Annotated in this window: 20 protein-coding genes and 1 other RNA gene; 11 read left to right on the forward strand and 10 right to left on the reverse strand. The window is 58.7% G+C overall.

Annotation, left to right across the window (positions count from 1 at the left end; all coding sequences use genetic code 11):
* Nucleotides 1-135: 135 nt before the first annotated feature.
* From M0412_RS12420 to polA, 5 genes are all read right to left on the reverse strand, one after another.
* The gene (locus M0412_RS12420) at nt 136-1482 is read right to left on the reverse strand and encodes a sigma-54 dependent transcriptional regulator (RefSeq protein ID WP_142840751.1); all 1347 of its coding nucleotides are present in this window, start codon (nt 1480-1482) and stop codon (nt 136-138) included.
* Nucleotides 1479-3305 carry a sensor histidine kinase gene (locus M0412_RS12425; protein ID WP_142840750.1) on the reverse strand — a complete coding sequence of 609 codons (1827 nt, stop codon included), beginning with the start codon at nt 3303-3305 and terminating at the stop codon, nt 1479-1481. The genes M0412_RS12420 and M0412_RS12425 overlap by 4 nt, the downstream gene beginning before the upstream one ends.
* A gap of 160 nt (nt 3306-3465) precedes the next feature.
* On the reverse strand, nt 3466-3651 hold the full coding sequence (gene rpmF, locus M0412_RS12430; RefSeq protein ID WP_003507205.1) for a 50S ribosomal protein L32: 186 nt from the start codon (nt 3649-3651) through the stop codon (nt 3466-3468).
* A gap of 192 nt (nt 3652-3843) precedes the next feature.
* Nucleotides 3844-4563: a DUF1868 domain-containing protein gene (locus M0412_RS12435; RefSeq protein WP_269700564.1), complete on the reverse strand. Its 720-nt coding sequence runs from the start codon at nt 4561-4563 to the stop codon at nt 3844-3846.
* A 77-nt stretch (nt 4564-4640) separates the two neighbouring features.
* Nucleotides 4641-7640, reverse strand: coding sequence for a DNA polymerase I (gene polA / locus M0412_RS12440; protein WP_269700567.1), 3000 nt, complete (start codon nt 7638-7640; stop codon nt 4641-4643).
* Between the two features lie 414 nt (nt 7641-8054).
* Between polA and M0412_RS12445 the strand changes: the two genes are divergently transcribed.
* Nucleotides 8055-8489, forward strand: coding sequence for a MarR family winged helix-turn-helix transcriptional regulator (locus M0412_RS12445; protein WP_046799126.1), 435 nt, complete (start codon nt 8055-8057; stop codon nt 8487-8489).
* Between the two features lie 241 nt (nt 8490-8730).
* Nucleotides 8731-10122 (forward strand): dipeptidase, encoded by a 1392-nt coding sequence (locus M0412_RS12450; protein ID WP_269700569.1) that lies wholly within the window; start codon nt 8731-8733, stop codon nt 10120-10122.
* A gap of 408 nt (nt 10123-10530) precedes the next feature.
* Here the strand turns inward: M0412_RS12450 and M0412_RS12455 are convergent, their stop codons facing one another.
* The gene (locus M0412_RS12455; protein WP_046799124.1) at nt 10531-10740 is read right to left on the reverse strand and encodes a cold-shock protein; all 210 of its coding nucleotides are present in this window, start codon (nt 10738-10740) and stop codon (nt 10531-10533) included.
* A 478-nt stretch (nt 10741-11218) separates the two neighbouring features.
* Here M0412_RS12455 and M0412_RS12460 point away from each other — a divergent pair, with 478 nt between their 5' ends.
* The 3 genes from M0412_RS12460 (at nt 11219) to M0412_RS12470 (ending at nt 15144) form a co-directional block, all read left to right on the forward strand.
* Complete coding sequence (locus M0412_RS12460; protein ID WP_269700571.1) at nt 11219-11677, forward strand: YbaK/EbsC family protein; 459 nt, start codon at nt 11219-11221, stop codon at nt 11675-11677.
* 145 nt (nt 11678-11822) lie between these two features.
* A complete protein-coding gene (locus tag M0412_RS12465) occupies nt 11823-14126 on the forward strand; it encodes a transglycosylase domain-containing protein (protein ID WP_269700573.1) in 2304 nt (767 codons plus the stop codon).
* Between the two features lie 289 nt (nt 14127-14415).
* Complete coding sequence (locus M0412_RS12470) at nt 14416-15144, forward strand: sugar transferase (protein WP_269700575.1); 729 nt, start codon at nt 14416-14418, stop codon at nt 15142-15144.
* Nucleotides 15145-15222: 78 nt separating this feature from the next.
* On the opposite strand, the gene M0412_RS12475 is transcribed toward M0412_RS12470, so the two are convergent.
* Entirely contained in the window at nt 15223-15798 is a 576-nt protein-coding gene (locus M0412_RS12475; protein ID WP_142840742.1) for a cytochrome c family protein, read from the reverse strand.
* A gap of 150 nt (nt 15799-15948) precedes the next feature.
* Here M0412_RS12475 and M0412_RS12480 point away from each other — a divergent pair, with 150 nt between their 5' ends.
* Complete coding sequence (locus tag M0412_RS12480; RefSeq protein ID WP_142840741.1) at nt 15949-16704, forward strand: 3-deoxy-manno-octulosonate cytidylyltransferase; 756 nt, start codon at nt 15949-15951, stop codon at nt 16702-16704.
* A gap of 11 nt (nt 16705-16715) precedes the next feature.
* Entirely contained in the window at nt 16716-17591 is an 876-nt protein-coding gene (locus M0412_RS12485) for a prephenate dehydratase (protein WP_269700577.1), read from the forward strand.
* 17 nt (nt 17592-17608) lie between these two features.
* Here the strand turns inward: M0412_RS12485 and nudC are convergent, their stop codons facing one another.
* Both nudC and M0412_RS12495 read right to left on the reverse strand, forming a co-directional pair.
* A complete protein-coding gene (gene nudC / locus M0412_RS12490) occupies nt 17609-18568 on the reverse strand; it encodes an NAD(+) diphosphatase (RefSeq protein WP_269700659.1) in 960 nt (319 codons plus the stop codon).
* Between the two features lie 2 nt (nt 18569-18570).
* Nucleotides 18571-18999 (reverse strand): HIT domain-containing protein, encoded by a 429-nt coding sequence (locus M0412_RS12495; protein ID WP_175414535.1) that lies wholly within the window; start codon nt 18997-18999, stop codon nt 18571-18573.
* Nucleotides 19000-19064: 65 nt separating this feature from the next.
* Here M0412_RS12495 and ffs point away from each other — a divergent pair.
* From ffs to M0412_RS12510, 3 genes are all read left to right on the forward strand, one after another.
* An RNA gene (gene ffs, locus M0412_RS12500) (signal recognition particle sRNA small type) lies at nt 19065-19161 on the forward strand.
* An 80-nt stretch (nt 19162-19241) separates the two neighbouring features.
* Nucleotides 19242-21116: a DNA polymerase III subunit gamma/tau gene (locus M0412_RS12505; protein ID WP_269700583.1), complete on the forward strand. Its 1875-nt coding sequence runs from the start codon at nt 19242-19244 to the stop codon at nt 21114-21116.
* A 27-nt stretch (nt 21117-21143) separates the two neighbouring features.
* Complete coding sequence (locus M0412_RS12510) at nt 21144-21467, forward strand: YbaB/EbfC family nucleoid-associated protein (RefSeq protein ID WP_269700585.1); 324 nt, start codon at nt 21144-21146, stop codon at nt 21465-21467.
* Nucleotides 21468-21534: 67 nt separating this feature from the next.
* Here the strand turns inward: M0412_RS12510 and M0412_RS12515 are convergent, their stop codons facing one another.
* Nucleotides 21535-22170, reverse strand: a complete 636-nt coding sequence (locus tag M0412_RS12515; protein ID WP_269700587.1) for an MOSC domain-containing protein — start codon at nt 22168-22170, stop codon at nt 21535-21537.
* Between the two features lie 37 nt (nt 22171-22207).
* On the opposite strand from M0412_RS12515, the gene recR reads away from it, so the two are divergent.
* Nucleotides 22208-22813 carry a recombination mediator RecR gene (recR, locus tag M0412_RS12520; protein ID WP_137085629.1) on the forward strand — a complete coding sequence of 202 codons (606 nt, stop codon included), beginning with the start codon at nt 22208-22210 and terminating at the stop codon, nt 22811-22813.
* The last annotated feature ends 34 nt before the right edge of the window (nt 22814-22847 follow it).

The raw sequence follows: 22847 nt of genomic DNA on the forward strand, positions 1-22847 counted from the left end.
GGTGAGCTATTTGCGATCCGGGATTGTCGTTCAGCAACGGCGGTCTTGCCAAGAGATGCGCTTTTATCGTCGTCACAAACAGCAATGGGTGGATTTCTACCCATAGGGGTTCATCCGTGGGTGGAAATCCACCCATCACACCTCTGTCATATGACGGTGTAGCTCGTATTTCTGCATTTTTTCGTAAAGCGTTTTGCGGGAAATGCCGAGGCTCTCATAGACGGATTTCAGATTGCCGCCATGGACGGCAATCGCGCGTGCAATCAGGCTTTTTTCATAAGCTGCAACCCTTGTGGCAAGCCCTTCCCTACCATCGTCCTGAAACGACGGCGAGGCTTCGGAAGCATCACTTTCCAGACCAAGGACGAAGCGGTCCGCCGCATTGCGCAATTCACGGACGTTGCCAGGCCACTCGCGAAGGGAAACGACTGAAAGCAGTTGTTGCGGCACGTCCACATCCTCCCGCCCGTAACGGGCGGCAGCCTCCCGCACCAGATGCAGGAAGAGCAGCGGTATGTCGGCACTGCGTTGCGACAAAGAGGGCACGAGGATTGTCGCGACATTCAGGCGATAAAGAAGATCGGCGCGGAACCGGCCCGCGGCGACTTCCTGTTCCAGATCGACCTTGCTGGTGGCAATGAAACGGACGTCGAGTTCGACGATTTCATTGGAGCCGAGGCGGGTAATCACCCGCTCCTGCAAGACACGCAGGAACCGGCCCTGCAATTCGAACGGCATGGAGCCGATTTCATCCAGCAGGATGGTGCCGCCACGGGCGTGCTCGAACTTGCCGTAACGCGGGCGCAGCGCACCCGGAAAAGCGCCGGCCTCATGGCCGAAGAGTTCGCTTTCGATCAGCGTCTGCGGGAGGGCAGCGCAATTGATCGCGACGAAGGGCCGGTTGGCTCTGGCGCTGATATCATGCAGCGCCCGCGCCACCACCTCCTTGCCCGCACCGGTATCGCCGACGATCAGCGTATCGGCGTCCGTCGCGCCGATGGCACGGATGCGATACCGCAGATCGACCATGACCTGGGTTCGGCCCGGCAAACGTGTTTCGAGATCGTCATGTTTGCCGGCCACCGCCTTCAGGCGGCGGTTTTCCAGCACCAGCGCCCGCCGGTCATTGGCTCTCTTGATGATGCCGGCGAGATATTGCGGCGTGAACGGCTTTTCGATGAAGTCATAGGCGCCATTGCGCATGGCATTGACCGCCAGCTGCACATCGCCGTGTCCGGTCATGAGGATGACAGGTATTTCCGGGTCAAGCTCCCGCACCTTCTGTAAAAGCGTCATGCCATCCATGCCCGGCATGCGGATATCGCTGACCACGACGCCGTCGAAGCTGTAACCGATGAGTTCGAGCGCATGTTCGGCGCTCGCCAGCATGGTCACGGCGAAACCGGAAAGCTCCAGCGCCTGTGCGGTGGAGAAACGCAGCTCCTCCTCGTCATCGATCAACAGAACCCTCGACATGGTCATTCGGCGGCCACCTCCATACGATAGACGGCGGCCGGTAATTCGATCTCGAACTCTGCGCCGCCATCGGCATGGTTTCGCACACGCAACTGGCCGCCGAAATCCTTGATGATGTTGTAGGAGATGGAGAGGCCAAGGCCGAGACCGCGCCCTACACCCTTGGTGGTGAAGAAGGGATCGAAGATGCGTTCAGAAATCGCCGGCGGCACGCCGGGGCCGCGATCGCGAATGAAAATCGACACTGTCTGGTCATGCTGCACAGCCTGCAGGGAAATGCGGCGATCCTCGCGCCCTTCCACGGCATCGGCAGCATTGGAAATGATGTTGACGAGCACCTGCTGCAGCCGCACTGAGCCGGCCTTCACCGCAAGCGGCACCGGGCCAAGATCGACATCCAGCACCGCATTGGCAGCCTTCAATCGCGCACCGACGATTTCCAGCGTATCGCGAAGCACGGCCTCCAGACCGACCGCCGCCATTTTTTCGTTGGGCTTGCGGGCGAAATTCCTCAAGTGTTTGCTGATGGACGCCATACGATCGATGAGGCCCGAAATGCGTCTGAGATTTTCCGTCACATCGTCCAGACGCCCGCGCTCCACCAGAAGGGAGGCGTTTTCTGCATAGTTCTTGGCGGCGGCAAGCGGCTGGTTAAACTCGTGCGACAGAGCCGCCGACATCTGACCGAGTGCGGCAAGTTTACCCGCCTGTACCAGATCATTCTGCATCTTGCGCAATTGCTTCTCGGTCTGACGGCGTTCGGCGATCTCGTGCTTGATCTCCTGGTTGACCCGGGCGAGATCGGCGGTGCGTTCCTCTACCCGGCGCTCCAGCTCCGCCTGCGCCTCGGCCTGATGCGTCAGGCGCTCACGCAGACGCCGTCGCCTCTGCAGGATCGCGGCGATGAGAGCGGCGGCAAGGCAAAGGCACAGGATGATGGCGATCATCGCCGTCTTGACCTGTGTTCTGACTGAACCCGTATCCATCAGCACGCTGACGGTCCAGCCGGCATCCGGCATCGGCTGGGAAAGGACCATATATTCCCTCTCCCCGTCATTCTGGGTGATCGTCATCAGTTGATGGGAGCCGAAATTGCCGTTTTTCAGCGGCAGCTCCTTCAGTGCAGCATTTGCGTATCGACGGGAGGCCTCCGTGCGCGCCAACCTTTCGGGTGTCAGCGGCATCAAGCCGGAATAGAGCCATTGCGGCGTTCCGGTCATGAAAATGATGCCTTCCGGATCGGAAACGAGAATACGGTTCTCGCCATCACCGAAGGAGGCCTCTATGCCTTCGATATCGACCTTGAAGACGATGACGCCCTTGATCTCCTCATTAAAGAGAATGGGGGCGGAAAAATAATAACCGCGCTTGAAGGAGGTCGTGCCAAGCGCGAAGAATCGCGACTGGAAGCCCTTGGCAGCATCCTGAAAATAGGGGCGATAGCTGAAATTCTCGCCAACGAAGCTGGTCGGTCCATCATAATTGCTGGCCGCGACGGTCTCGCCGTCCAGCGTGATGATGTAGATATCGGAGGATTCCAGCAGGGTGTTGATGGATTTGAGATAGACATTGGCACGCTGGCGCAGCGCCTCATCCTTCGGATGCGCGACCAGTTCCTCAATGTCGTCGTGGTCGGCAATCAGGGCTGGCAGCGGCTCGTAACGGCTCAAGAGCCCGCCGAGGGCCGACACCGCCAGCCGCAGAGTGGTACGCCCCTGATCGGAGACTTCGCCGAAATAGCTTTCCGCGATAATGCCGCCACCCCTTGTCACGGCACCATAACCGAGGCCGAGGCTGAGAAATATCAGCAAAATCCAGCGATATTTCACCGAAGCTCCTCTCCCACATCAGGCTCCCGCTAACTCCCACAGGGAGTGTAGGAGGTGTTATCTTATTTTCCAAGTGACCCGCCTTTGACTGACATCACCTTCAGAAAACAAAAAACCGGCCACGAGGGCCGGTTTTTTGCAAATAAGATTTCAGAAAAGCTTATGCGCTTTCCTTCGGCGTCAGAACCTGACGGCCACGATACATACCGGTCTTCAGATCGATATGGTGCGGGCGGCGCAGTTCGCCGGAGTTCTTGTCTTCAACGTAGGTTGCAGACTTGAGACCGTCAGCCGAGCGGCGCATGCCGCGCTTGGACGGGCTTGTTTTTCTTTTTGGTACAGCCATTTTTGTTACTCCACTTTAGCGGCGAAACAACGGAACCGGCCAGAACCAAAGGCCGAATGTCGGGTGTCTCGATATCGGAAATTTGGCGCGCTTATACATGCCCAAACGGGCTTTGACCAGCCCTGACGCGCATTTTTTCCGATTCAGCGGAATTGGTGCAACGGGCCGCCGTCAGGCGTAGCAAATCATGCCTCACCTCTTATCAAAAACGACAAGCTCCTTGAAGTGGTTCATATCCTTGAATTCACAGAAAGCCGGTGGGCGCATCTCGATGACCGGCGCTGCCGCACGCAGTTCTTCCAGTTCCTCATCGAGCATCGCCTGCCAGCGCGGCAGGCATTCCGGATCGAACCAGCGCGTGATGTAAGACAGCGTAATATGGAACTCATAACTTTCATGGTTGGGATGCCGGTAACCGAAGGCTTCGGCAAACGCATCGCGCCACAACGCAACGATCCGGTTGTCTTGCGCGGTCACACCCTGCATCACCAGTCCTGTGGGCTTGAGGCCAGTCACCTGCATCCTGAAAACCGGAAGGGTGGGAAAGGCCGAAAGACGGTCGCGATAATAGTCCGTCATTGTGTCAATCGGCGTATCGAGCGGCATGTTCTCCGGCCAATAGGGCAGAGCGCGCCGAAATTCGATGATGCCCTGAAACACCGTCATATGCAGGCTGGAAACCGGTGTGAAGGCGAGCTGCGATGCTTCCGGCATATCCAGAAAGCGCTGGCGCGTCCTGATGATCGCGCTTTCGCCCTGCGATCCCTCGACGAGATGGCAAACCACCGTGTTGCCCGGCTCGGGCAGAAATTCGCCGTCCAAATTATAACGGCTGCCAAGATGACGCGGTGGCATATCGTGGCTGTTGACGGAGAAATATTCCAGATCTTTCGAGACGAGCGGGGCGTGCATCGGGGAACTCCTTGTGAGAGGCTTCCCCTAATCTGCGCACGCAACAAACCAATGACATTGACCGATCAGATGGCCGGTCAATGCGCCTCGTCCCAATTCTCCGCAGCACGCGCATCCACCTGCAACGGCACCTTCATGGAAATGGCCGGCATGGCCGCGTTTTCCATGACCGAGACGACGACGGGCAGCGTCTTTTCGATTTCCGCTTCTTCGACTTCGAAGATGAGTTCGTCATGCACCTGCAAAAGCATGCGGGCAGAGAGCTTCTCCGCTTCCAGTGCCGGCTCTATACGGACCATCGCGCGGCGAATGATATCGGCGGCAGAACCCTGGATCGGGGCATTGATGGCCGCCCGTTCGTTGAAGGCTTTCACCGAAGGGTTGGAAGAGCGGATTTCCGGATAATGCGCCCGGCGGCCGAAAATCGTTTCGACATAGCCGTTTTCGCGGGCGAAAGCCTTGGTCGCTTCCATGTAATCGCGAATGCCGGGAAACCGCTCGAAATATTTCTTGATATATTCGCCCGCCTCCGAGCGAGCGATGCTCAGCTGGTTGGCGAGACCGAAAGCCGAAATACCGTAGATGATGCCGAAATTGATGGCCTTGGCGCGGCGGCGCACTTCCGACGGCATGCCTTCCACCGGCACGCCAAACATTTCCGATGCGGTCATTGCATGGATGTCGATGCCGTTTTCAAAGGCGTTGCGCAGTTGCGGAATATCGGCGACGTGAGCCAGCACGCGCAGCTCGATCTGGCTATAGTCAGCGGACAGAAGCCTGTGACCGGGCGTGGAGATGAAGGCCGTGCGAATCTTGCGACCCTCCGCCGTGCGCACCGGGATATTCTGAAGGTTCGGCTCCGAGGACGACAGACGCCCCGTGGTGGTGGAAGCGAGCGCGTAGGAGGTATGCACCCGTTTCGTCTCGGGATGGATGTATCCCGGCAGCGCATCCGTATAGGTCGATTTCAGCTTCGTCAGCTGCCGCCAGTCAACGATCTTGCGTGGCAGCTCTGCACCTTCCGCTGCCAGATCTTCCAGAACCTGCGCCGATGTCGACCATTGGCCGGTCTTGGTCTTGGAGCCGCCGGGCAAGCCCATCTTGCCGAACAGAATATCGCCGAGCTGCTTTGGTGATCCGACGTTGAAACGCTCGCCCGCCAGCTCGTAGATTTCCTCTTCGAAGGCGGCAGCCTTCTGCGCCAGTTCACCGGAAAGGCGCGACAGGATCTGCCGGTCAACGGTGATGCCGCGTTCCTCCATATGCGCCAGAACCGGCACCAGAGGGCGCTCCAGCCGCTCGTAAACACTGGTCAGCCGCTCGGCGGCGAGCCGGGGTTTCAGGGCCATCCAGAGGCGCAGGGTGACATCCGCGTCTTCCCCGGCGTAAGCCGTCGCCTTGTCGATGTCGACGAAATCGAAGGTGACGCTCGACTTGCCCGATCCCGCTACATCCTTGTAGGCAATCGGCGTGTGGCCGAGCCAGCGTTCGGACAGCGAATCCATGCCATGCGTGGCCTTGCCAGCCTCGAGAACATAAGAAATCAGCATGGTATCGTCAAAGCTCTGCATCACGACGCCATGGCGTTTCATCAGCAGATAGTCATATTTGAGGTTCTGGGCGATTTTCAGAACCGCCGGGTCCTCAAGCAGGCTTTTCAAACGCGCCAGCGCCTCGGCAAATGGCACCTGCCCTTCGGCAAGCTTGATACCATCGCTGAAAAGATCGCCGCCGGAGCCGGTCTTGTGCGTCAAAGGAACATAGGCAGCGCGGATGTCGGTGCCCGAGGCGTCCTTGCCATTGTCGGCGATGGCCAGCGAAAAACCGACAAGTTCCGCCTGCATCGGATCAAGCGAAGTCGTTTCCGTGTCGAAGGCGACGACGCCGGTCTCACGGGCTGCAGCAATCCAGCGGTCCAGTTCTGCAAGGTCTCTGATCGTCGTGTAAGCGGTCGTATCGATCTTGGCGGCTGAAAAAAGCACTTGGCGCGCGGCGGCGAGATCGGCAGGCGCGCTGCCTTCTCCGGTCAGCTTTCTCGCCGAAACAGAGGGCGAAGCCGAGGCGGCAGTTGCGCCGGCGGCCACGTCACCAATGGCGACTGCCGAAGCAGGCGCATCGAGATCGGGACCATGGGCATCCGCCCCCCACTGAACCGGCACATTGGCGGGGTCGATGGCAGAGGCGTCGCTGTCGGTCGCTTCGGCAACGCGGCGGGTCAGCGTCGTGAATTCCATCGCCTTCAGGAAGGCGATGAGCTTCGGGCCGTTCTGCGGTTCAAGCACCAGCGCCTCGAGAGACTGCTCCAGCGGCACATCGGTTCTAAGTGCCACGAGCTGCCTGGAAAGACGGGCAAGATCGGCGTTGGCAATGATGTTTTCCCGGCGCTTCTGCTGCTTGATTTCGCCCGCCCGCGCCAGCAGCGTATCGAGATCGCCATATTCCTCCAGCAATTGCGCCGCCGTCTTCGGCCCGATGCCGGGAATGCCGGGCACATTGTCGGTGGAATCGCCGGTCATCGCCTGCAGGTCGATCATCTTTTCCGGGCCAACGCCCCATTTTTCGAAGACGTCAGGGATGCCGATCTGCTTGTCCTTCATGGCATCGTACATATGCACATTGGCCGTGACGAGCTGCATCAGATCCTTGTCGGAAGAGATGATCGTGACATCGGCGCCGATCGCCTCCGCCTGGCGGGCATAGGTGGCGATGATGTCATCCGCCTCGAAGCCTTCGGTCTCGATGCAGGGAAGGTTGAAGGCGCGTGTCGCCTCGCGGATCAGGCCGAATTGCGGAACCAGATCTTCAGGCGGCGCGGAACGGTTGGCTTTGTAGAGATCATAAAGTTCATTGCGGAAGGTTTTCGACGAATAGTCGAAAATAACGGCGAAGTGTGTTGGCGTCACGCCGACATCGGTGTTGCGCGCATCCTTCAAGAGCTTCCACAACATGTTGCAGAAGCCGGAGACGGCGTTGACCGGCAGCCCGTCCGACTTGCGGTTCAGCGGCGGAATGGCATGGAACGCCCGGAAAATGAAACCGGAACCGTCAACGAGGAAGAGATGATCGCCTTTTTTCATGGCGATATGGATAGCGCGGGGCCGTTTTGGCGTCCACCGAAACTTCGCACAACACACCGCAAAGCACTGGAAACGAGACCGCCCGAAAAGCGCTGAGAATTCACCCGAACGTTACCGATTTGTAATCAGCTCCTCCCTTGAAAAGCCGTATTTGGAGACACATTTCATAAGGGACGGCGCCTGATCACGCCGTAGTCTGATAGCTGGCTCGTCCCCCGCCGCGTCAGACCGGACAAAGGCCTTTCCCCCTCTCCGGGCCTTTGTCCTCCAATATGACCGCCATGGCCGATCCCTCCCGGCCATGGCGGTTTTATTTTGTGCCGGATTCCGGGCTGGCGCAAACATATCATACGATATATATCGCGCTATCTAATTGCCGGAATGTGCCGGCGGAAATGCTCTATGGACGGAAGAATGGGATTTTCCCGGGACGAATCGGCAATTTATCTCGCCACGAAAATGGCGCGGGAATTCACCATGGCGCTGCAAAAAAGAGCCGCTGCCCTTGGTTTTTCCCCCGGGCAATTCCCCATCCTGATCGAGCTATGGCATGAGGAAGGCCTGACGCAGCGGCAATTGCTCGATAGAATCGACGTCGAGCAGGCAACGCTTGCCAATACGCTCTCACGTATGGAGCGCGACGGGCTGATCATCCGCAAATCCCATCCCAGCGACCGCCGCGCCCAGATCATCGAGCTGACCCAGCGCGGCAGGGATCTGGAGGCGAATGCCATTGCGGCCTCCGAGGCCACCGAAGAGACGCTGCTTAAGGATTTCCGCCGCTTCGAAAGACAGCTTCTGCTGGAATATATGCGCCGGGCGATCGAAAGCGCAAAAAAAGCGAAATAGCATTCGCAACTTGAAACCGCTGCTCATCTGCTCTGAGACCTGTCATCGCTGAGGGTCCGGGGTTTTGTTTATGCGTAATTTCGGATGTAAAACCGCTTCGCAGTTTTCCTGAACTGCTCTATCGTTCCGGCGGCTGCACGTTTGGCGATTCACGACACGTCAGCCCCTTGTTCCCACGCGATGCGCGATGCCCGGATGCCTCGTCCATCGCCGGGTCACGACAGACATGACAGGATCAGCGATGACAGACGTTTCCCCCATTCTTTCCACCGCCGACGACAATCTTACATCCAGCCTCGAGCGGCTGTTCGAACTGGTGCGCATTCCGTCGATTTCCACGGACCCCGCCTATAAGGCGGAATGCCGCAAAGCGGCGGAATGGCTGGTCAGAACGCTTTCCTCACTGGGCTTTGAGGCTTCCGTTCGCGATACGGCCGGTCATCCGATGGTGGTGGCGCATCACGATGCAGCCACCAAAGACGCACCACATGTGCTTTTTTACGGGCATTACGATGTACAGCCGGTCGATCCGCTCAATCTCTGGGAAAATGACCCATTCGAGCCGGCGATCAAGGATATCGGCGCTGGCCGTCAGGTGATTACCGGCCGCGGAACGGCTGACGACAAGGGCCAGCTGATGACCTTCGTGGAAGCTTGCCGGGCCTATAAGGCCGTCAATGGTGGCCTGCCGGTCCGCGTCACCATCCTCTTTGAGGGCGAAGAGGAATCCGGCTCGCCCTCGCTGAAGCCGTTCCTCGAAGCCAATGCAGATGAGCTGAAGGCCGATTATGCGCTGGTCTGCGATACCAGCATGTGGGACCGCGATACGCCCGCCATTGCCGCCGCCCTTCGCGGCCTCGTCGGTGAAGAAATCGTCATCACCGCGGCTGACCGTGATCTGCATTCCGGCCTGTTCGGCGGTGCGGCGGCAAATCCGATCCACATTCTCACCGATATTTTGGCCGGTCTGCATGACGAAACCGGCCGTGTCACACTTTCCGGCTTCTATGACGGCGTGGAGGAAACGCCTGCCAACATCAAGGCCTCCTGGGAAACGCTGGGGCGCACGGCGGAAGCCTTCCTCGGTGAAGTCGGCCTTTCGGTTCCCTCGGGCGAAAAAGGCCGCACCGTGCTGGAGCAGACCTGGGCGCGGCCGACGGCGGAAGTCAACGGCATTATCGGCGGCTATACCGGCGACGGCTTCAAAACCGTGATCGCCGCAAAAGCTTCCGCCAAGGTGTCTTTCCGTCTGGTTGGTGAACAGAACCCCGCAGCCATTCGCGAGAGCTTCCGGGCTTATGTACGCTCGAAAATCCCGGCGGATTGCTCGGTGGAGTTTCATGAGCATGGCGCATCACCAGCCATCCAGCTTTCCTACGATTCACCCGTGCTGACCAAGGCCAAAAACGCCCTTTCGGACGAGTGGCCAAATCCCGCCGTCGTCATCGGCATGGGCGGCTCGATCCCGATCGTCGGTGATTTCCAGAAGATGCTGGGCATGGATTCGCTGCTTGTCGGCTTCGGCCTCACCGACGACCGCATTCATTCGCCCAATGAAAAATACGACCTGCAGTCCTTCCACAAGGGCATCCGCTCCTGGGTCCGGATTCTCGACGCGCTGGCGGCAAAATAACCAAGAAAAGAGGAGGCGTCGGCTACCCGGCTCCTCCTTTTCCTGCTTTTGGCGCTCAAAACAAAAAGGCCGGGCAAGCCCGACCTTTCCATCCGTTTTTCGTCAATGCCAGTACATCCGTGGTCAAAGCGTTCAACGGTCTGATGCTTCAGAGCGCGTCGATCATGTCGACGCTGCTTTCACGGTCAGGATCAGCTGTTTCGGTTAATCTTTGGTTAACGCGATCACAGCGGCATTATCAAAATGCCCGCCCGACAGTTTTCATCCGAAACACTGTTGAACCCTATATTGGTATGCGATCCGTTCTTTTCAAGGCCAGCCCGTTCAGGACCGTCTTCCAAAAGAAAAAGGCCGGAAAAATCCGGCCTTTCCATTCATGTCAATGACCCGTGAGGGCCAGAGCGCTTATCAGGAAACGACGAGTTCGCCTGCGGACATCTTGCCCGAGCGGCGATCCTGCATCAGCTCGTAGGAGAGCTTCTGACCGTCGTTGAGGGCGGTCAAACCAGCGCGCTCAACAGCGGAGATGTGCACGAATACGTCCTGCGAACCGTCGTCAGGCTGAATGAAGCCGTAGCCCTTGGTTGCGTTGAACCACTTTACTGTACCAGTCGCCATAACGATTTCCTTCCGTTGGCAAATTGTATTTGCACTGCGCGCAGTGCGGTCTTGGGTCGAATTTGAAGGAAAGATCGTCGTGTGCACCCAAAAAGGCGCCGAAGCTCTGGTCGTCAAACAAATATCGATGGGCGAACACCTAGGTTGGCAGGGGCCAAAAGTCAAGTTTCTTTGAAAAACGGTGTGATCTTTGTGAAGCGCTGCCAAACCGAAGCCGCTGAAAACAGGGCTTTAAACAGCAAAAACCCGGCGCGGGAGGAGGTGCGCCGGGTTCTTGAAACTGACTGACAATTGGGAGGAGGAGTATTGTCAGTCCAATCGGGCGACGCTGGGAGGAGGAGTGCGTCGCTTCGATGGTTTGAACATACAGGATATCAGCTCAAAAAACAGACACTTCATCGCAGCGCAGCATTGCACAAAATGCATAGCTATCTCCTGGCGTCTTGAAGCTCCCTCGCTTACCGCCTAATAAATACGCATGACTATCGAATCCGTGAGAGCCTTCTTCACCGAGAAATTGCCGGAAGTGACCGTTATCGAAACGGAAGCCAGTTCGGCGACCGTCGCGCTGGCTGCCGAAGCGCATGGCGTCGAGCCGGACCAGATTGCCAAAACAATCTGCCTGAAGGCCGGCGACACCATTCTTCTCGTCGTCACCGCCGGTACGAAGCGGCTCGACAACCGGAAATTCCGTGATCATTTCGGCGCCAAGCCGCGCATGCTGGGGCCGGAAGACGTGGTTGCAGTGACCAGCCATCCCATCGGTGGCGTGTGCCCTTTCGGGCTGCCCTCACCTCTGCCGGTGTTCTGCGACATATCGCTGAAAAACTATGACGAGGTGGTGCCGGCGGCCGGCGCCACCAATGCGGCGGTGCGGATTTCGCCCGATGCCATGGCTGAATTGACGGGAGCGGAATGGGTCGACGTCTGCCAATGACGGCGATTTGATCCCGTCTGGGCTTAACCCCGCCTTAAATTGCCGCATTTAAACTCTTCATCCTGGATTAAGGATCGCGCTGGCATAGAAGCCTGAAGGTCATATGGATGCGCGGTCTCGTGAATTAAGGAGCAATTTCGGCTGGATGGCAGGCAAGGGCAAATCACGCGATCGGGTAGAACCTTCCTTCGGGGATTTCCACGAGTCCGGCGATGACCTGCGCCTCGACGCCAGCGAACGCATCAGCGGAACCGCAAAGCAGCCCGCCAGAAAGCCGAAGGCCACCACCGGTCGCGCCAAATCGCAGAAAAAAGAAAAACGCTCCCGCAATTCCTCCGGCCGCGGCGCGACGGGCATTGTCCGCTCCCTCTTTTACTGGTGCATCGTGCTCGGTATCTGGGGCGGTATCGGCGTTGCCGGCCTTGTCCTTTATTATGGCGCACGCATGCCAAGCGCCAGCAGCTGGTCCATTCCCGAACGCCCGCCGAATGTGAAGATCGTTTCGGTCAATGGCAGCGTGCTTGCCAATCGCGGCACGACAGGCGGCGAGGCGCTCGCGCTGGAAGACATGTCGCCTTATATTCCCCAGGCCGTCATGGCGATCGAGGACCGGCGGTTTTATTCGCATTTCGGTATCGATCCGCTGGGTCTCGGCCGTGCAATCGTGACGAATGTGCTGACGGGGCGAACAGTGCAAGGCGGCTCGACGCTGACGCAGCAGCTGGCGAAAAACCTGTTCCTCTCTCCCGACCGGACGCTGGAGCGCAAGGTTCAGGAAGTGCTTTTGTCGTTCTGGCTGGAGCATGAATTTACCAAGGACCAGATTCTCGCGATGTATCTCAATCGCGTCTATTTCGGGTCCAATGCCTATGGCGTCGAGGCGGCTTCCCGGCGCTACTTCAACAAATCCGCGCGCGACGTCAATCTGGGCGAAGCGGCAATGCTTGCCGGGCTTCTGAAGGCCCCGTCGCGCCTTTCACCCGCACGTGATCCGCAGGCAGCGGAAGAGCGGGCGCAGGTCGTGCTGCAATCCATGCGCGATGTCGGCTTCATCACGGACGATGAAATCAAGACTGCCATGTCGCAGCCGCCAACCAAGGCGAAACGTTTCTGGTCCGGCGCCGAACATTACGCCGCCGATATGGTTCTGGAGGAAGTGCGCAGCCTGGTTGGCGAGGTCAAGCAGGACATCGTCGTCGATACGACCATCGACCCCAATCTTGAACGCGACGCCGAAAAGGCGCTGACCCAAATATTGCAGGGTGATGGCAAGAAGCAGGGCGCTTCGCAGGCGGCGCTGGTCTCCATCGATGGCACGGGCGCGATCCGGGCCGTCGTCGGCGGGGCTGATTATGCCGAAAGCCAGTTCAACCGTGCCGCCAAGGCGAAACGCCAACCCGGTTCGGCCTTCAAACCCTTTGTTTATGTGGCCGCGCTCGAATCGGGGCTTACCCCTTACACCATTCGCAACGACGCACCGGTCCGCATCGGCAACTGGACCCCGGAAAATTACGAGAAGAAATTCCGTGGCGAAGTGACACTCGCCACAGCACTCGCCAATTCGCTGAACACGATAGCCGCACAGCTGGTGATGGAAGTTGGCCCTGACCGGGTGACGCAGGTGGCGCATCGCATGGGCATCGAATCGGAGCTGCAGAACAATGCCTCCATCGCACTCGGCACTTCGGAAGTGTCACTGATGGAGCTGACCGCTTCCTACGCACCTTTCATGAATGGCGGCTACAAGGCGACTCCGCATATCGTCAAGCGTATCACCGATGCCGATGGCAAGGTGCTTTACGAAAACAAATACGACAACCCGCCGCGTGTACTGAGCGAGGAAATCGCCGCAACCATGAACAGTATGCTGTCGCGCGTCATTACCGAAGGCACAGGCAAGGCTGCACGCCTGCAAGGCTGGCAGGCAGCGGGAAAATCCGGCACCACTCAATCCTTTCGCGACGCACTTTTTGTCGGCTACACAAGCAATCTGACCACGGGCGTCTGGTTTGGCAATGACGACGGCACCTCGATGAAAAAGGTTACCGGTGGCGGTCTTCCGGCAAGAGCCTGGAAGGATTTCATGACCGCCGCCCATTCCGGGCTTTCGCCTTCGCCACTCTTCGGCCTTGGCGCAGGTGCCGTGCCGCCGCTTGGGGAAATGCAGCAACCGGCGCCCGAAAACGCGCCCTCTTCCATCGGCGACATCATTTCCAATGCGCTGGGCGGCGGAACAACGGACCCCCGCGCCTATCCCGATGCACCCGCTTCGCCGAACCCGAATCAGCCGGGCATGGCCATGCCGCCGGCGAACATCCCCTCCCGCGACATCGAACCCGGCTATCAGGCCGGCAATGGACCTGTGCCGCCAGCGGATATAGGCGGTCAATCCCCTGCGACATCCGGGCCGAAACAGACGACCCTGCTCGACATTCTGATGGGAAATTGACCCCGCATCGGGTATGAGCCGGCCGGTTTAATGACCGATAGTAGGTTCGGCAGCCATAGGCTCACTTTCCGCAAAGTCCCCGTTTTTCCAGAGGCTTGGTGCTTCAAATCCGCATCCATGAGCGGAGACGCCCTAAAGCCGCAACATATGCGTGCACCAGCATTAACCCTAGATTGCCTTTTGCGCCGAGGCGGCTACATTTCGGGTGACTTTTTACGGTAAATGAATTATTAATTGTTCATATAAATTAATTTTCTTGTTTCAAAATAACTTTTCAGGGTTCCATATTATGCTGGGTACTAAAGGCTCATCGCATGCCGTTTTTTACGGTGCTCCCTATCCTGCGGCCGCCAGTTTCGAAACGGCGGAAATGCAGACTTCCTTTTTAGAAAAAAACCCATCTGCGTTGCAGCGCGGCCAGTTCGCGCTCAAAAGAACAATCGACATTGCAGGGGCGTCCATCGCCCTTGTCGCGCTGGCGCCCGTACTGCTGACGGTTGCGGCGCTGGTGAAATTGGACAGCAAGGGGCCAGTTCTGTTCTCGCAAATCCGCTGGGGCATGAACGGGCGAAAAATCCGGGTCTATAAATTTCGCTCCATGCGGACCGAACTGGGCGACGCCACCGGTGTGGCACAAACGGTGAAGAACGACCCGCGCATAACCCGCATCGGCGCCGTTCTCCGCCGCACCAACATCGATGAATTGCCACAGCTTATCAATGTATTGAAAGGCGATATGTCGCTTGTCGGCCCGCGCTGCCATGCCATCGGCATGCTGGCGGCCGGCCGGCCTTATGAAGAGCTGGTTCCTCATTATCATATGCGGCACCAGATGCGGCCGGGCATTACCGGCCTTGCACAGATGCGCGGGCTGCGCGGCCCGACGGATCGTAGTGACAAGGCGCGGGCACGGATTGTTTCCGATCTCTATTACGTCGACAATTTTTCGGTCTGGCTGGACATCAGGATCATGGTCGGAACCGTGATTTCCGAATTGCGTGGCGGCAAGGGCTTCTGATCGTTTAAGAACTGCCATGCCACAGAATGAAAAAGCCCGGCATCGCTGCCGGGCTTTTTTGTATGAATCAGATTTGCGTCAGTTCGTCGGCGCGGGAGCAGCTGCCGGATCCGGCAGCGGTGCCGGGTTTGCCGACAGCGTACGCAGATAAGCGATCAGATCGGCTCTCTCCGTTTCTTTCTTCACACCCGCAAAACCCATGGCCGTTCCGGGAACGTGTTTCTTCGGAGCTTCGAGAAAGAAGCTGAGATGATCGTAATCCCAATGCACGGAACCGCCCTTGGAGAAATCCTTCATGCCTGCGGAATAGCTGAAACCTTCGTGGCTGGCGATCGGCCGGTTGACGATATCGAAGAGATTGGGGCCGACCTTGTTTGCACCACCACTCTCTCCGGTATGACAGCTCGTACACTTCTTGAAGACCGTTTCGCCCTTGGCAGCGTCGGCGTTCGCAAGCAATTGCGCGATTGGCGTCGCTGCGGCAGCCGTTTCTCCGCCGGCTGCTTCACCGCCGCTTTCTGCAGCAGCAATGGCGTAACCTTCCTTCTCGGGCGTAGGCGCATGAAAAATGCCCTCAGAAGCAATTGACACCGACATCAGGACAAAAACCGTACCCAGCAACGCCCCAACGCCCATATTTACATAAGAATTCATCTATATGCGCTCCCTCGCATCCGCTCCATATAACCGGGCATCTTGAAATTACTCGAAAGCTATGGCTTTTGCACAGCCTGCGCAACTTGAATAATGGTCCCCACTCCGTGACGTTTTGACACTTTTCGGACGGGATTTGAAGGGTGTCGGATGAAGAATCGGGATTTCGAGAAAGCTGTCGTCCTCATACCGGCGCGGATGGCATCCACACGCCTGCCAGGCAAGCCGCTTGCGGATATTGGCGGCAAGCCGATGATCGTTCAGGTGGCGTTGCGTGCGCGAGAAGCAGGTGCGGAACGAATCGTCGTTGCTGTCGATGACGAACAGGTTTTTTCGGCCGTTCAAAATGCCGGTTTCGACGTGATGATGACGCGGGACGACCACCAGTCCGGTTCGGACCGCATCTTCGAAGCGCTGCAAAAGGCCGATCCTCACGGCAACGCCGAATACGTCATCAATGTCCAGGGCGATCTGCCGACCATCGAGGCGGAAACGATCCGCGCCTCTCTGCGCCCGCTGGAGAACCCCGCCGTCGATATCGCCACGCTGACGGTGGAAATCACCGACGAGGATGAAAAAACCAATCCGAACGTCGTGAAAGTCGTGGGCAGCCCGCTCTCCGAAACTCGGCTGCGCGCCCTTTATTTTACGCGTGCGACCGCGCCTTCTGGCGACGGCCCGCTTTATCACCATATCGGGCTTTACACCTATCGCCGCGCCGCACTTGAGACATTCGTGAGCCTTCCGCCCTCGCCGCTGGAAAAGCGCGAGCGGCTGGAACAGCTACGGGCGCTGGAAGCCGGCATGCGCATCGATGCGGAAATCGTCCGCTCCGTGCCGCTCGGCGTCGACACGCCGCACGACCTCGAAAAAGCCCGCAGCATTCTTGCAAGCAGAACTCTCTAACGGATAATGTCATGACCTTGAGCACAAATCGCATTGCCTTTCAGGGCGAATTCGGCGCGAATTCCGACATGGCCTGCCGTGACATGTTCCCGGATATGGAGCCTCTGCCGTGCCCGACGTTCGAGGATGCCTTCAACGCCATTGAAAATGGCGAAGCCGATCTCGGCATGATCCCGATCGAAAATACGCTGGCCGGCCGTGTCGCCGATATTCACCATCTGCTGCCGGAATCGCGTCTGCATATCATCGGTGAATATTTCATGCCGATCCGCTTCCAGCTGATGGTCATGCCGGGTGTAAAAAAAGACGAGATTCGCACCGTCCACAGCCACATTCATGCGCTTGGCCAGTGCCGCAAGATCATCCGCTCCAACGGCTGGAAACCGGTTATCGCCGGCGATACCGCGGGTGCGGCCAAGCAGGTTTCGGAAAAGGGTGACCGCAGCATGGCAGCGCTCGCACCACGCCTTGCGGCTGATCTCTATGGTCTCGATATTCTGGCCGAAAATGTCGAGGATTCGGAAAACAACGTCACCCGTTTCGTCGTGCTGTCGCGTGATGAAAACTGGGCCAAACGCCAGTCTGACGGCAAATCTACCGACGAAATCATCGTCACCACCTTTGTTTTCAACGTCCGCAACATTCCGGCCGCGCTCTACAAGGCCATGGGCGGCTTTGCGACGAACGGCATCAACATGACGAAGCTGGAGAGCTATCAGCTCGGTGGAAAATTCGTCGCGACGCAGTTCTATGCCGACATTGAAGGCCATCCGGATGACGAGCCGGTACGGCATGCGCTGGACGAGTTGCGCTTCTTCTCAGAAAAAGTCCGTATTCTCGGCGTCTACAAGGGCCACGCAATGCGCGGCAAGCTCAACCAGAGCTGAGCCTGCCGCAACGCGGTTCATTTCGTCCATTCCACCCAGTCGCGCATCAGCCGGTGCGCGATGGCGCCGCCCGGAGGGGCGGAAAAGCCTTCGCCCGTCGCCGTCTCCAGCATCGCGGCCACCTCGGTGCGTGTAAACCACCGGCAATCCTCCAGTTCGATCTCGTCACGGGCGATATCGAAAGAGAGCGCTTCGGCATAACAGCCGATCATCAGCGTATGCGGCATCGGCCACGGCTGGGAGGCGTGATAGCGCACGCGGCCGATGTCGACACCGGATTCCTCATGCGTTTCGCGGCGGACGGCCTGCTCGATGGTTTCACCCGGTTCAACGAAGCCGGCGAGGCAGGAATACATGCCCGGCGCAAAATGGGCGCCACGACCAAGCAGGCAAAGATCACGCTCGATATCGATCGTCATCATGATGACGACAGGATCGGTTCGCGGAAAAATAGTGTGGTTGCAGGCGGCGCAGATCCGCTTGTAGCCACCGATTCGCAGCTCCATGCTGCCGCCGCACTTGCCACAAAAGCGATTGTCACCATTCCAGTGCGTGAGACTGACAGCCTGAGCAACTTCACTGAGCAATTCCTCATCGAGCAGATGATCGCGGTAAAGCGTACGGGCGTCGGCGAGCTTGTAATGGCTCGCCAGACGGTCTTCGGCGACGGCAACCGGCACGGCTATTCTCGGCTCGCCGGTCTCACGGTATCCAAGCAGCACGGCATTGTCGAAATCCGGCTGCAACTCGGCCAGTTCATAGGCGGAGAACAGGGGATCGATGACCTGATCATCGTGCTTCAGGACAAGCCGGTTACCGGAGAAGGCGAAAATATGGGTGCCATCGATTTTCAGCGCATCGGCAACGCACTCTTCCGTCCGCTTCTCGGCGAAACGGTCGAGGGCATTTTTTGAAAAGGCTGTCAGCAGGCTTGCTTCGGGATGGGGGGCGTTGGTTTCGAAAATCGTCATTGACATCATCAGAGCGCGCCGGAGATTTTTTTCATCAAAGTTTCCTTTTCACCCGCCGCATAAGGCACCGGCGTTCCGTGCCCCCAGATGGGGCCGGGCCAGCAGGTGTCGCCTTCGTTGCGGGCGATAATATGAACATGAAGCTGCCGGACGATGTTGCCCAGCGCACCGACATTGATCTTGATGGCCCCTGTGACTTCTTTCAGCGCAGCGGCGACGAGATTGGTCTCAAATGTCAACATGGCCTGATCGAGCGGGGTGAGATCGAACAATTCGCTGACACCGTCTCGCTGCGGCACCAGCACCAGCCAGGGCCAGCGGCTGTCATTCTGCAAACGCAATTCGCATAGCCCCAAACGCGTCACAAGCACGCTATCGCGTGCCAGCCTGTCGTCCAGCCGGAATGTCTCCAAGGTGTCCTCCATGTTTGTTTTCATTGTGATAGCAGTTTTTTGAAGGCTTGGCTTGCATTTGCTGTCGATATTGCCGATATGTGGCCCCGGGAGGTTGGTGGTGGACGAGCCACTCGCCAACCGGGTCAGGTCCGGAAGGAAGCAGCCCTAACGAGCCCGGCACGGGTCGCCGTGCCAGCCTCCCACCTTTTTTAAAAGACGTGCTCAGCTTTCGCCGGGCCAGTTCAGCGCCCCAAGACAAACTGGCAAAACAAACTGGCGAGGCAATGAGCGACACCGTACCCACCACCACAAGCGAATCCCAGGTCGGGACCGGCTATCGGGTACTGGCGCGCAAATATCGCCCGAAGGATTTTTCCGATCTGATGGTCGGCCAGGAGCCGATGGTCCGCACGCTGACCAATGCGTTCGAGACCGGCCGCATCGCGCAGGCCTATATGCTGACCGGCGTCCGCGGCGTGGGCAAGACGACCACGGCTCGCATTCTCGCCCGCGCGCTGAATTACAAGACCGACACCATCGACAAGCCGACCATCGACCTGCGTATCCCCGGCGAACATTGCCAGGCGATCATGGAAGGCCGGCATGTCGACGTGATCGAGATGGACGCGGCCTCCCATACCGGCATCGACGATATCCGCGAGATCATCGAGCAGGTGCGATATCGCCCGGTCTCGGCGCGCTACAAGGTCTATATCATCGACGAAGTGCACATGCTGTCGACGCAGGCTTTCAACGGTCTTCTAAAGACTCTTGAAGAGCCGCCGGAGCACGTGAAATTCATCTTCGCGACCACCGAAATTCGCAAGGTTCCGATCACCGTTCTGTCACGCTGCCAACGCTTCGACCTGCGCCGCATCAGCGCTGCCGATCTCGTCGGTCTGTTCACCGCCATTGCCGGCAAGGAAGGTTTTGAGGCTGAGCCGCAGGCACTGTCGATGATCGCCCGTGCAGCCGAGGGTTCGGCGCGTGACGGCCTTTCCCTGCTCGATCAGGCAATTGCCCATGGCGGCGGCCGCGTGGAGGCCGAAGCCGTGCGCGGCATGCTGGGCCTTGCCGACCGGGCGCGCATCGTCGATCTTTTCCAGCATGTCGTCAAAGGCGATATCGCTGCAGCCCTTTCGGAATTCAACGGCCAATATGAGGCGGGCGCGAACCCTGTCGTGGTGTTGAACGACCTTGCCGATTTCACCCACCTTGTCACCCGCATGAAATATGTGCCTGACGCGGCAGACGATCCTTCTCTGTCCGAGATCGAACGTGTGCGTGGCGCGGAATTTGCCGAAACCATCGCGGTGACGGCCCTGTCGCGCATCTGGCAGATGCTGCTGAAGGGCATTCCGGAAACGGAAAATGCTTCGCGGCCTGCGGGTGCTGCCGAAATGGTGCTGATCCGGCTTTCGCATGCCGCCAATCTGCCTGCGCCCGAAGATGCGGCGCGGCGGCTGCTTGAGCTTTCCAACGGTGATGGCGGCTATGCCAACGGCGCGCCTTCGGGCGGCGGCAATGGTGGCGGGGCGCGGGCTTATTCGTCAGCGCAAACCGTGGCTGCGGCAAGACCCGTCGATCTTCCCGCACAGCGCCCGGCAACACCGCAGACATCTGCGATGTTGCGCGCCGTTCCCGACAGCCGCCCGCACGACATGCAGATCGCCACACCGAAGAGCGAAGAACGGCCGGAGCCGAAGGTTCCGGTCAATTCGATGCAGGATATTGCCGATCTCTGCCAGAAAAATCGCGATCCCGTCATGCGGGCGAAGGTGCGCAACTTTGTGCGGCTGGTCCGGCTGGAACCAGGCCGGCTCGATATGCGCCTTGGCGATGGTGCCCCCGGCTCCCTGCCCGGCGAGCTTGGCGTGAGGCTGAAGGAGTGGACCGGTATCCACTGGATCGTCAGCCTCAGCAAGGAAGAGGGCCAGCCGACCCTGGTGGAGGCCGAGGGCAACGCCCGCGACGCCCGCCTTGTCGATGCGAGGCAGGATCCTGACGTCGTGGCCATTCTCCAGCAATTCCCCGGCGCAAAGATCACCGACGTGCGCATCAGGGCTGTCGAACAGGACGAGGCGGACGAGATCGCTCCGCCATCGGTTGCCGAATCGAGCGAAGGCGACATTCTTCCCGGCGACGATATCGAGTTTTAATATACAACAAAAACAGGAGTTTGGCACATGCGTGACATCATGGGCATGATGGGCAAGGTCAAGGAAATGCAGTCCAAGATGGAAAAGGTGCAGGAAGAAATCGCCGCCCTTGAAGTCGAAGGCAGGGCCGGCGGCGGTCTGGTGACCGTCGTTCTCAACGGCAAGGGCGAAATGCGCAGCCTGAAAATCGATCCTTCGCTGTTGAAGGAAGAAGAGGTGGAAATTCTCGAGGACCTGATCGTGGCGGCCCATAAGGACGCCAAGGGAAAGGGCGAAGCACAGGCGCAGGAAAAGATGGCGGGCCTGACCGCCGGTCTGCCGCTGCCGCCGGGCATGAAGTTGCCGTTCTGATATCATATCGACTGACAGGATGGCGAAACGCTGCTGAGCATTCGCCGTCCTCGTCTCAAGGCAGAATTTAGGCCTCCAGCATCGCGCGAAACCGGCTGGCAAGTGGCGTTTCCAGATAGGCCATGCGCTCGGCTGCATTAAGCTGCATGGGGCGAAAGCGCTGGAGAATAGTTGGTATCGGCAGTTTCGTTCCCTGATAGGGTTCGAAGGCGATATCCTCGCCGGCGGCAAGCATTCCGCCTTTCAGCACCCGGCAATAAAAGCCCGGCTGGCCCGCCTGCCTGAAGCGCGGGGCGAAATCGGGATCGCCGATCCGGGCCGAGAGTGTAGCGCAAGGAATGCGGGCAGCGGTTACCTCCAGCATGACTTCGCTGGCTGAAAACCTGTCACCCACATGCAGCTTTGCGCTGTCGACACCCTCCAGGACGAGGTTTTCGCCGAAAAATCCGGGCTCGACCACAAAGCCCAATATCCGCGACCAGAAGTCGAGATCAATGGAGCCCATGACGTAAATCGCCTGATCCGGCCCGCCGTGATGTTTGCGATTGCACACGGCGTCGCTGACAATGCCCTCGGCATCCACCATGACCGGGCCTTGCACGGGATGTTTGAAGATGCCCGTCTTCATCGTCTTTCCCGGCAGTTTTTTGGCCTCGCCCCGGCACACCGCCTGTATTTTCATGAACTGCCCTTCGTGCTTCATGATTCCCGTTTCCCGATTTATGCAGTAGAAAGCGCTCATGGCAAAACGAGTCACCGGTCCGGAAATCGAAAAACTGATCCAGCTTCTGGCAAAAGTGCCGGGGCTTGGCCCCCGCTCGGCGCGGCGGGCGGCGCTGCATCTCATCAAAAAGAAGGAGCAGCTTCTCGGGCCGCTGGGCCACGCCATGGGCGAGGCCTATGACAAGGTGAAAATCTGCTCCTGCTGCGGCAATGTCGATACCATCGACCCCTGCACCGTTTGCGCCGACGACCGGCGCGACCAGTCGGTCATCATCGTTGTCGAGGATGTTTCGGATCTGTGGGCGCTGGAACGGGCGGGCGCCATGAACACCGCCTATCATGTGCTGGGCGGCACGCTGTCGCCGCTCGACGGTGTGGGGCCGGAAGATCTGAACATCAAGGGGCTGATCGACCGTGTCAGCGTCGGTGGCATTCGCGAGCTTATCATCGCCGTCAATGCGACAGTTGAGGGGCAGGCAACCGCCCATTATATCACCGACCGCCTCTCCGATCTCGGTATCAAGATCACCCGGCTTGCACATGGCGTGCCGGTGGGCGGCGAGCTGGATTATCTCGACGAAGGCACATTGACGGCGGCGCTTCGGGCCCGCACGACGATCTGACACCTTCCTTCACTCCCCGCGACCCAAAGAGGAG

Source organism: Agrobacterium sp. O3.4, from assembly GCF_041414895.1.
Taxonomy (GTDB): domain Bacteria; phylum Pseudomonadota; class Alphaproteobacteria; order Rhizobiales; family Rhizobiaceae; genus Agrobacterium; species Agrobacterium cucumeris.

Bases quoted from the DNA above. Each gene is read 5' to 3' on its own strand.
- M0412_RS12505 (WP_269700583.1), top strand. From the start codon at position 19,242: ATGAGCGACACCGTACCCACCACCACAAGCGAATCCCAGGTCGGGACC.
- M0412_RS12450 (WP_269700569.1), top strand. From the start codon at position 8,731: ATGACAGACGTTTCCCCCATTCTTTCCACCGCCGACGACAATCTTACA.
- M0412_RS12515 (WP_269700587.1), bottom strand. From the start codon at position 22,170: ATGAAGCACGAAGGGCAGTTCATGAAAATACAGGCGGTGTGCCGGGGC.
- M0412_RS12475 (WP_142840742.1), bottom strand. From the start codon at position 15,798: ATGAATTCTTATGTAAATATGGGCGTTGGGGCGTTGCTGGGTACGGTT.
- rpmF (WP_003507205.1), bottom strand. From the start codon at position 3,651: ATGGCTGTACCAAAAAGAAAAACAAGCCCGTCCAAGCGCGGCATGCGC.
- M0412_RS12445 (WP_046799126.1), top strand. From the start codon at position 8,055: ATGGGATTTTCCCGGGACGAATCGGCAATTTATCTCGCCACGAAAATG.
- M0412_RS12495 (WP_175414535.1), bottom strand. From the start codon at position 18,999: ATGAAAACAAACATGGAGGACACCTTGGAGACATTCCGGCTGGACGAC.
- polA (WP_269700567.1), bottom strand. From the start codon at position 7,640: ATGAAAAAAGGCGATCATCTCTTCCTCGTTGACGGTTCCGGTTTCATT.
- M0412_RS12470 (WP_269700575.1), top strand. From the start codon at position 14,416: ATGCTGGGTACTAAAGGCTCATCGCATGCCGTTTTTTACGGTGCTCCC.
- M0412_RS12455 (WP_046799124.1), bottom strand. From the start codon at position 10,740: ATGGCGACTGGTACAGTAAAGTGGTTCAACGCAACCAAGGGCTACGGC.
- M0412_RS12435 (WP_269700564.1), bottom strand. From the start codon at position 4,563: ATGCACGCCCCGCTCGTCTCGAAAGATCTGGAATATTTCTCCGTCAAC.
- M0412_RS12420 (WP_142840751.1), bottom strand. From the start codon at position 1,482: ATGACCATGTCGAGGGTTCTGTTGATCGATGACGAGGAGGAGCTGCGT.
- M0412_RS12460 (WP_269700571.1), top strand. From the start codon at position 11,219: ATGACTATCGAATCCGTGAGAGCCTTCTTCACCGAGAAATTGCCGGAA.
- M0412_RS12480 (WP_142840741.1), top strand. From the start codon at position 15,949: ATGAAGAATCGGGATTTCGAGAAAGCTGTCGTCCTCATACCGGCGCGG.
- nudC (WP_269700659.1), bottom strand. From the start codon at position 18,568: ATGTCAATGACGATTTTCGAAACCAACGCCCCCCATCCCGAAGCAAGC.
- M0412_RS12485 (WP_269700577.1), top strand. From the start codon at position 16,716: ATGACCTTGAGCACAAATCGCATTGCCTTTCAGGGCGAATTCGGCGCG.
- recR (WP_137085629.1), top strand. From the start codon at position 22,208: ATGGCAAAACGAGTCACCGGTCCGGAAATCGAAAAACTGATCCAGCTT.
- M0412_RS12510 (WP_269700585.1), top strand. From the start codon at position 21,144: ATGCGTGACATCATGGGCATGATGGGCAAGGTCAAGGAAATGCAGTCC.
- M0412_RS12465 (WP_269700573.1), top strand. From the start codon at position 11,823: ATGGCAGGCAAGGGCAAATCACGCGATCGGGTAGAACCTTCCTTCGGG.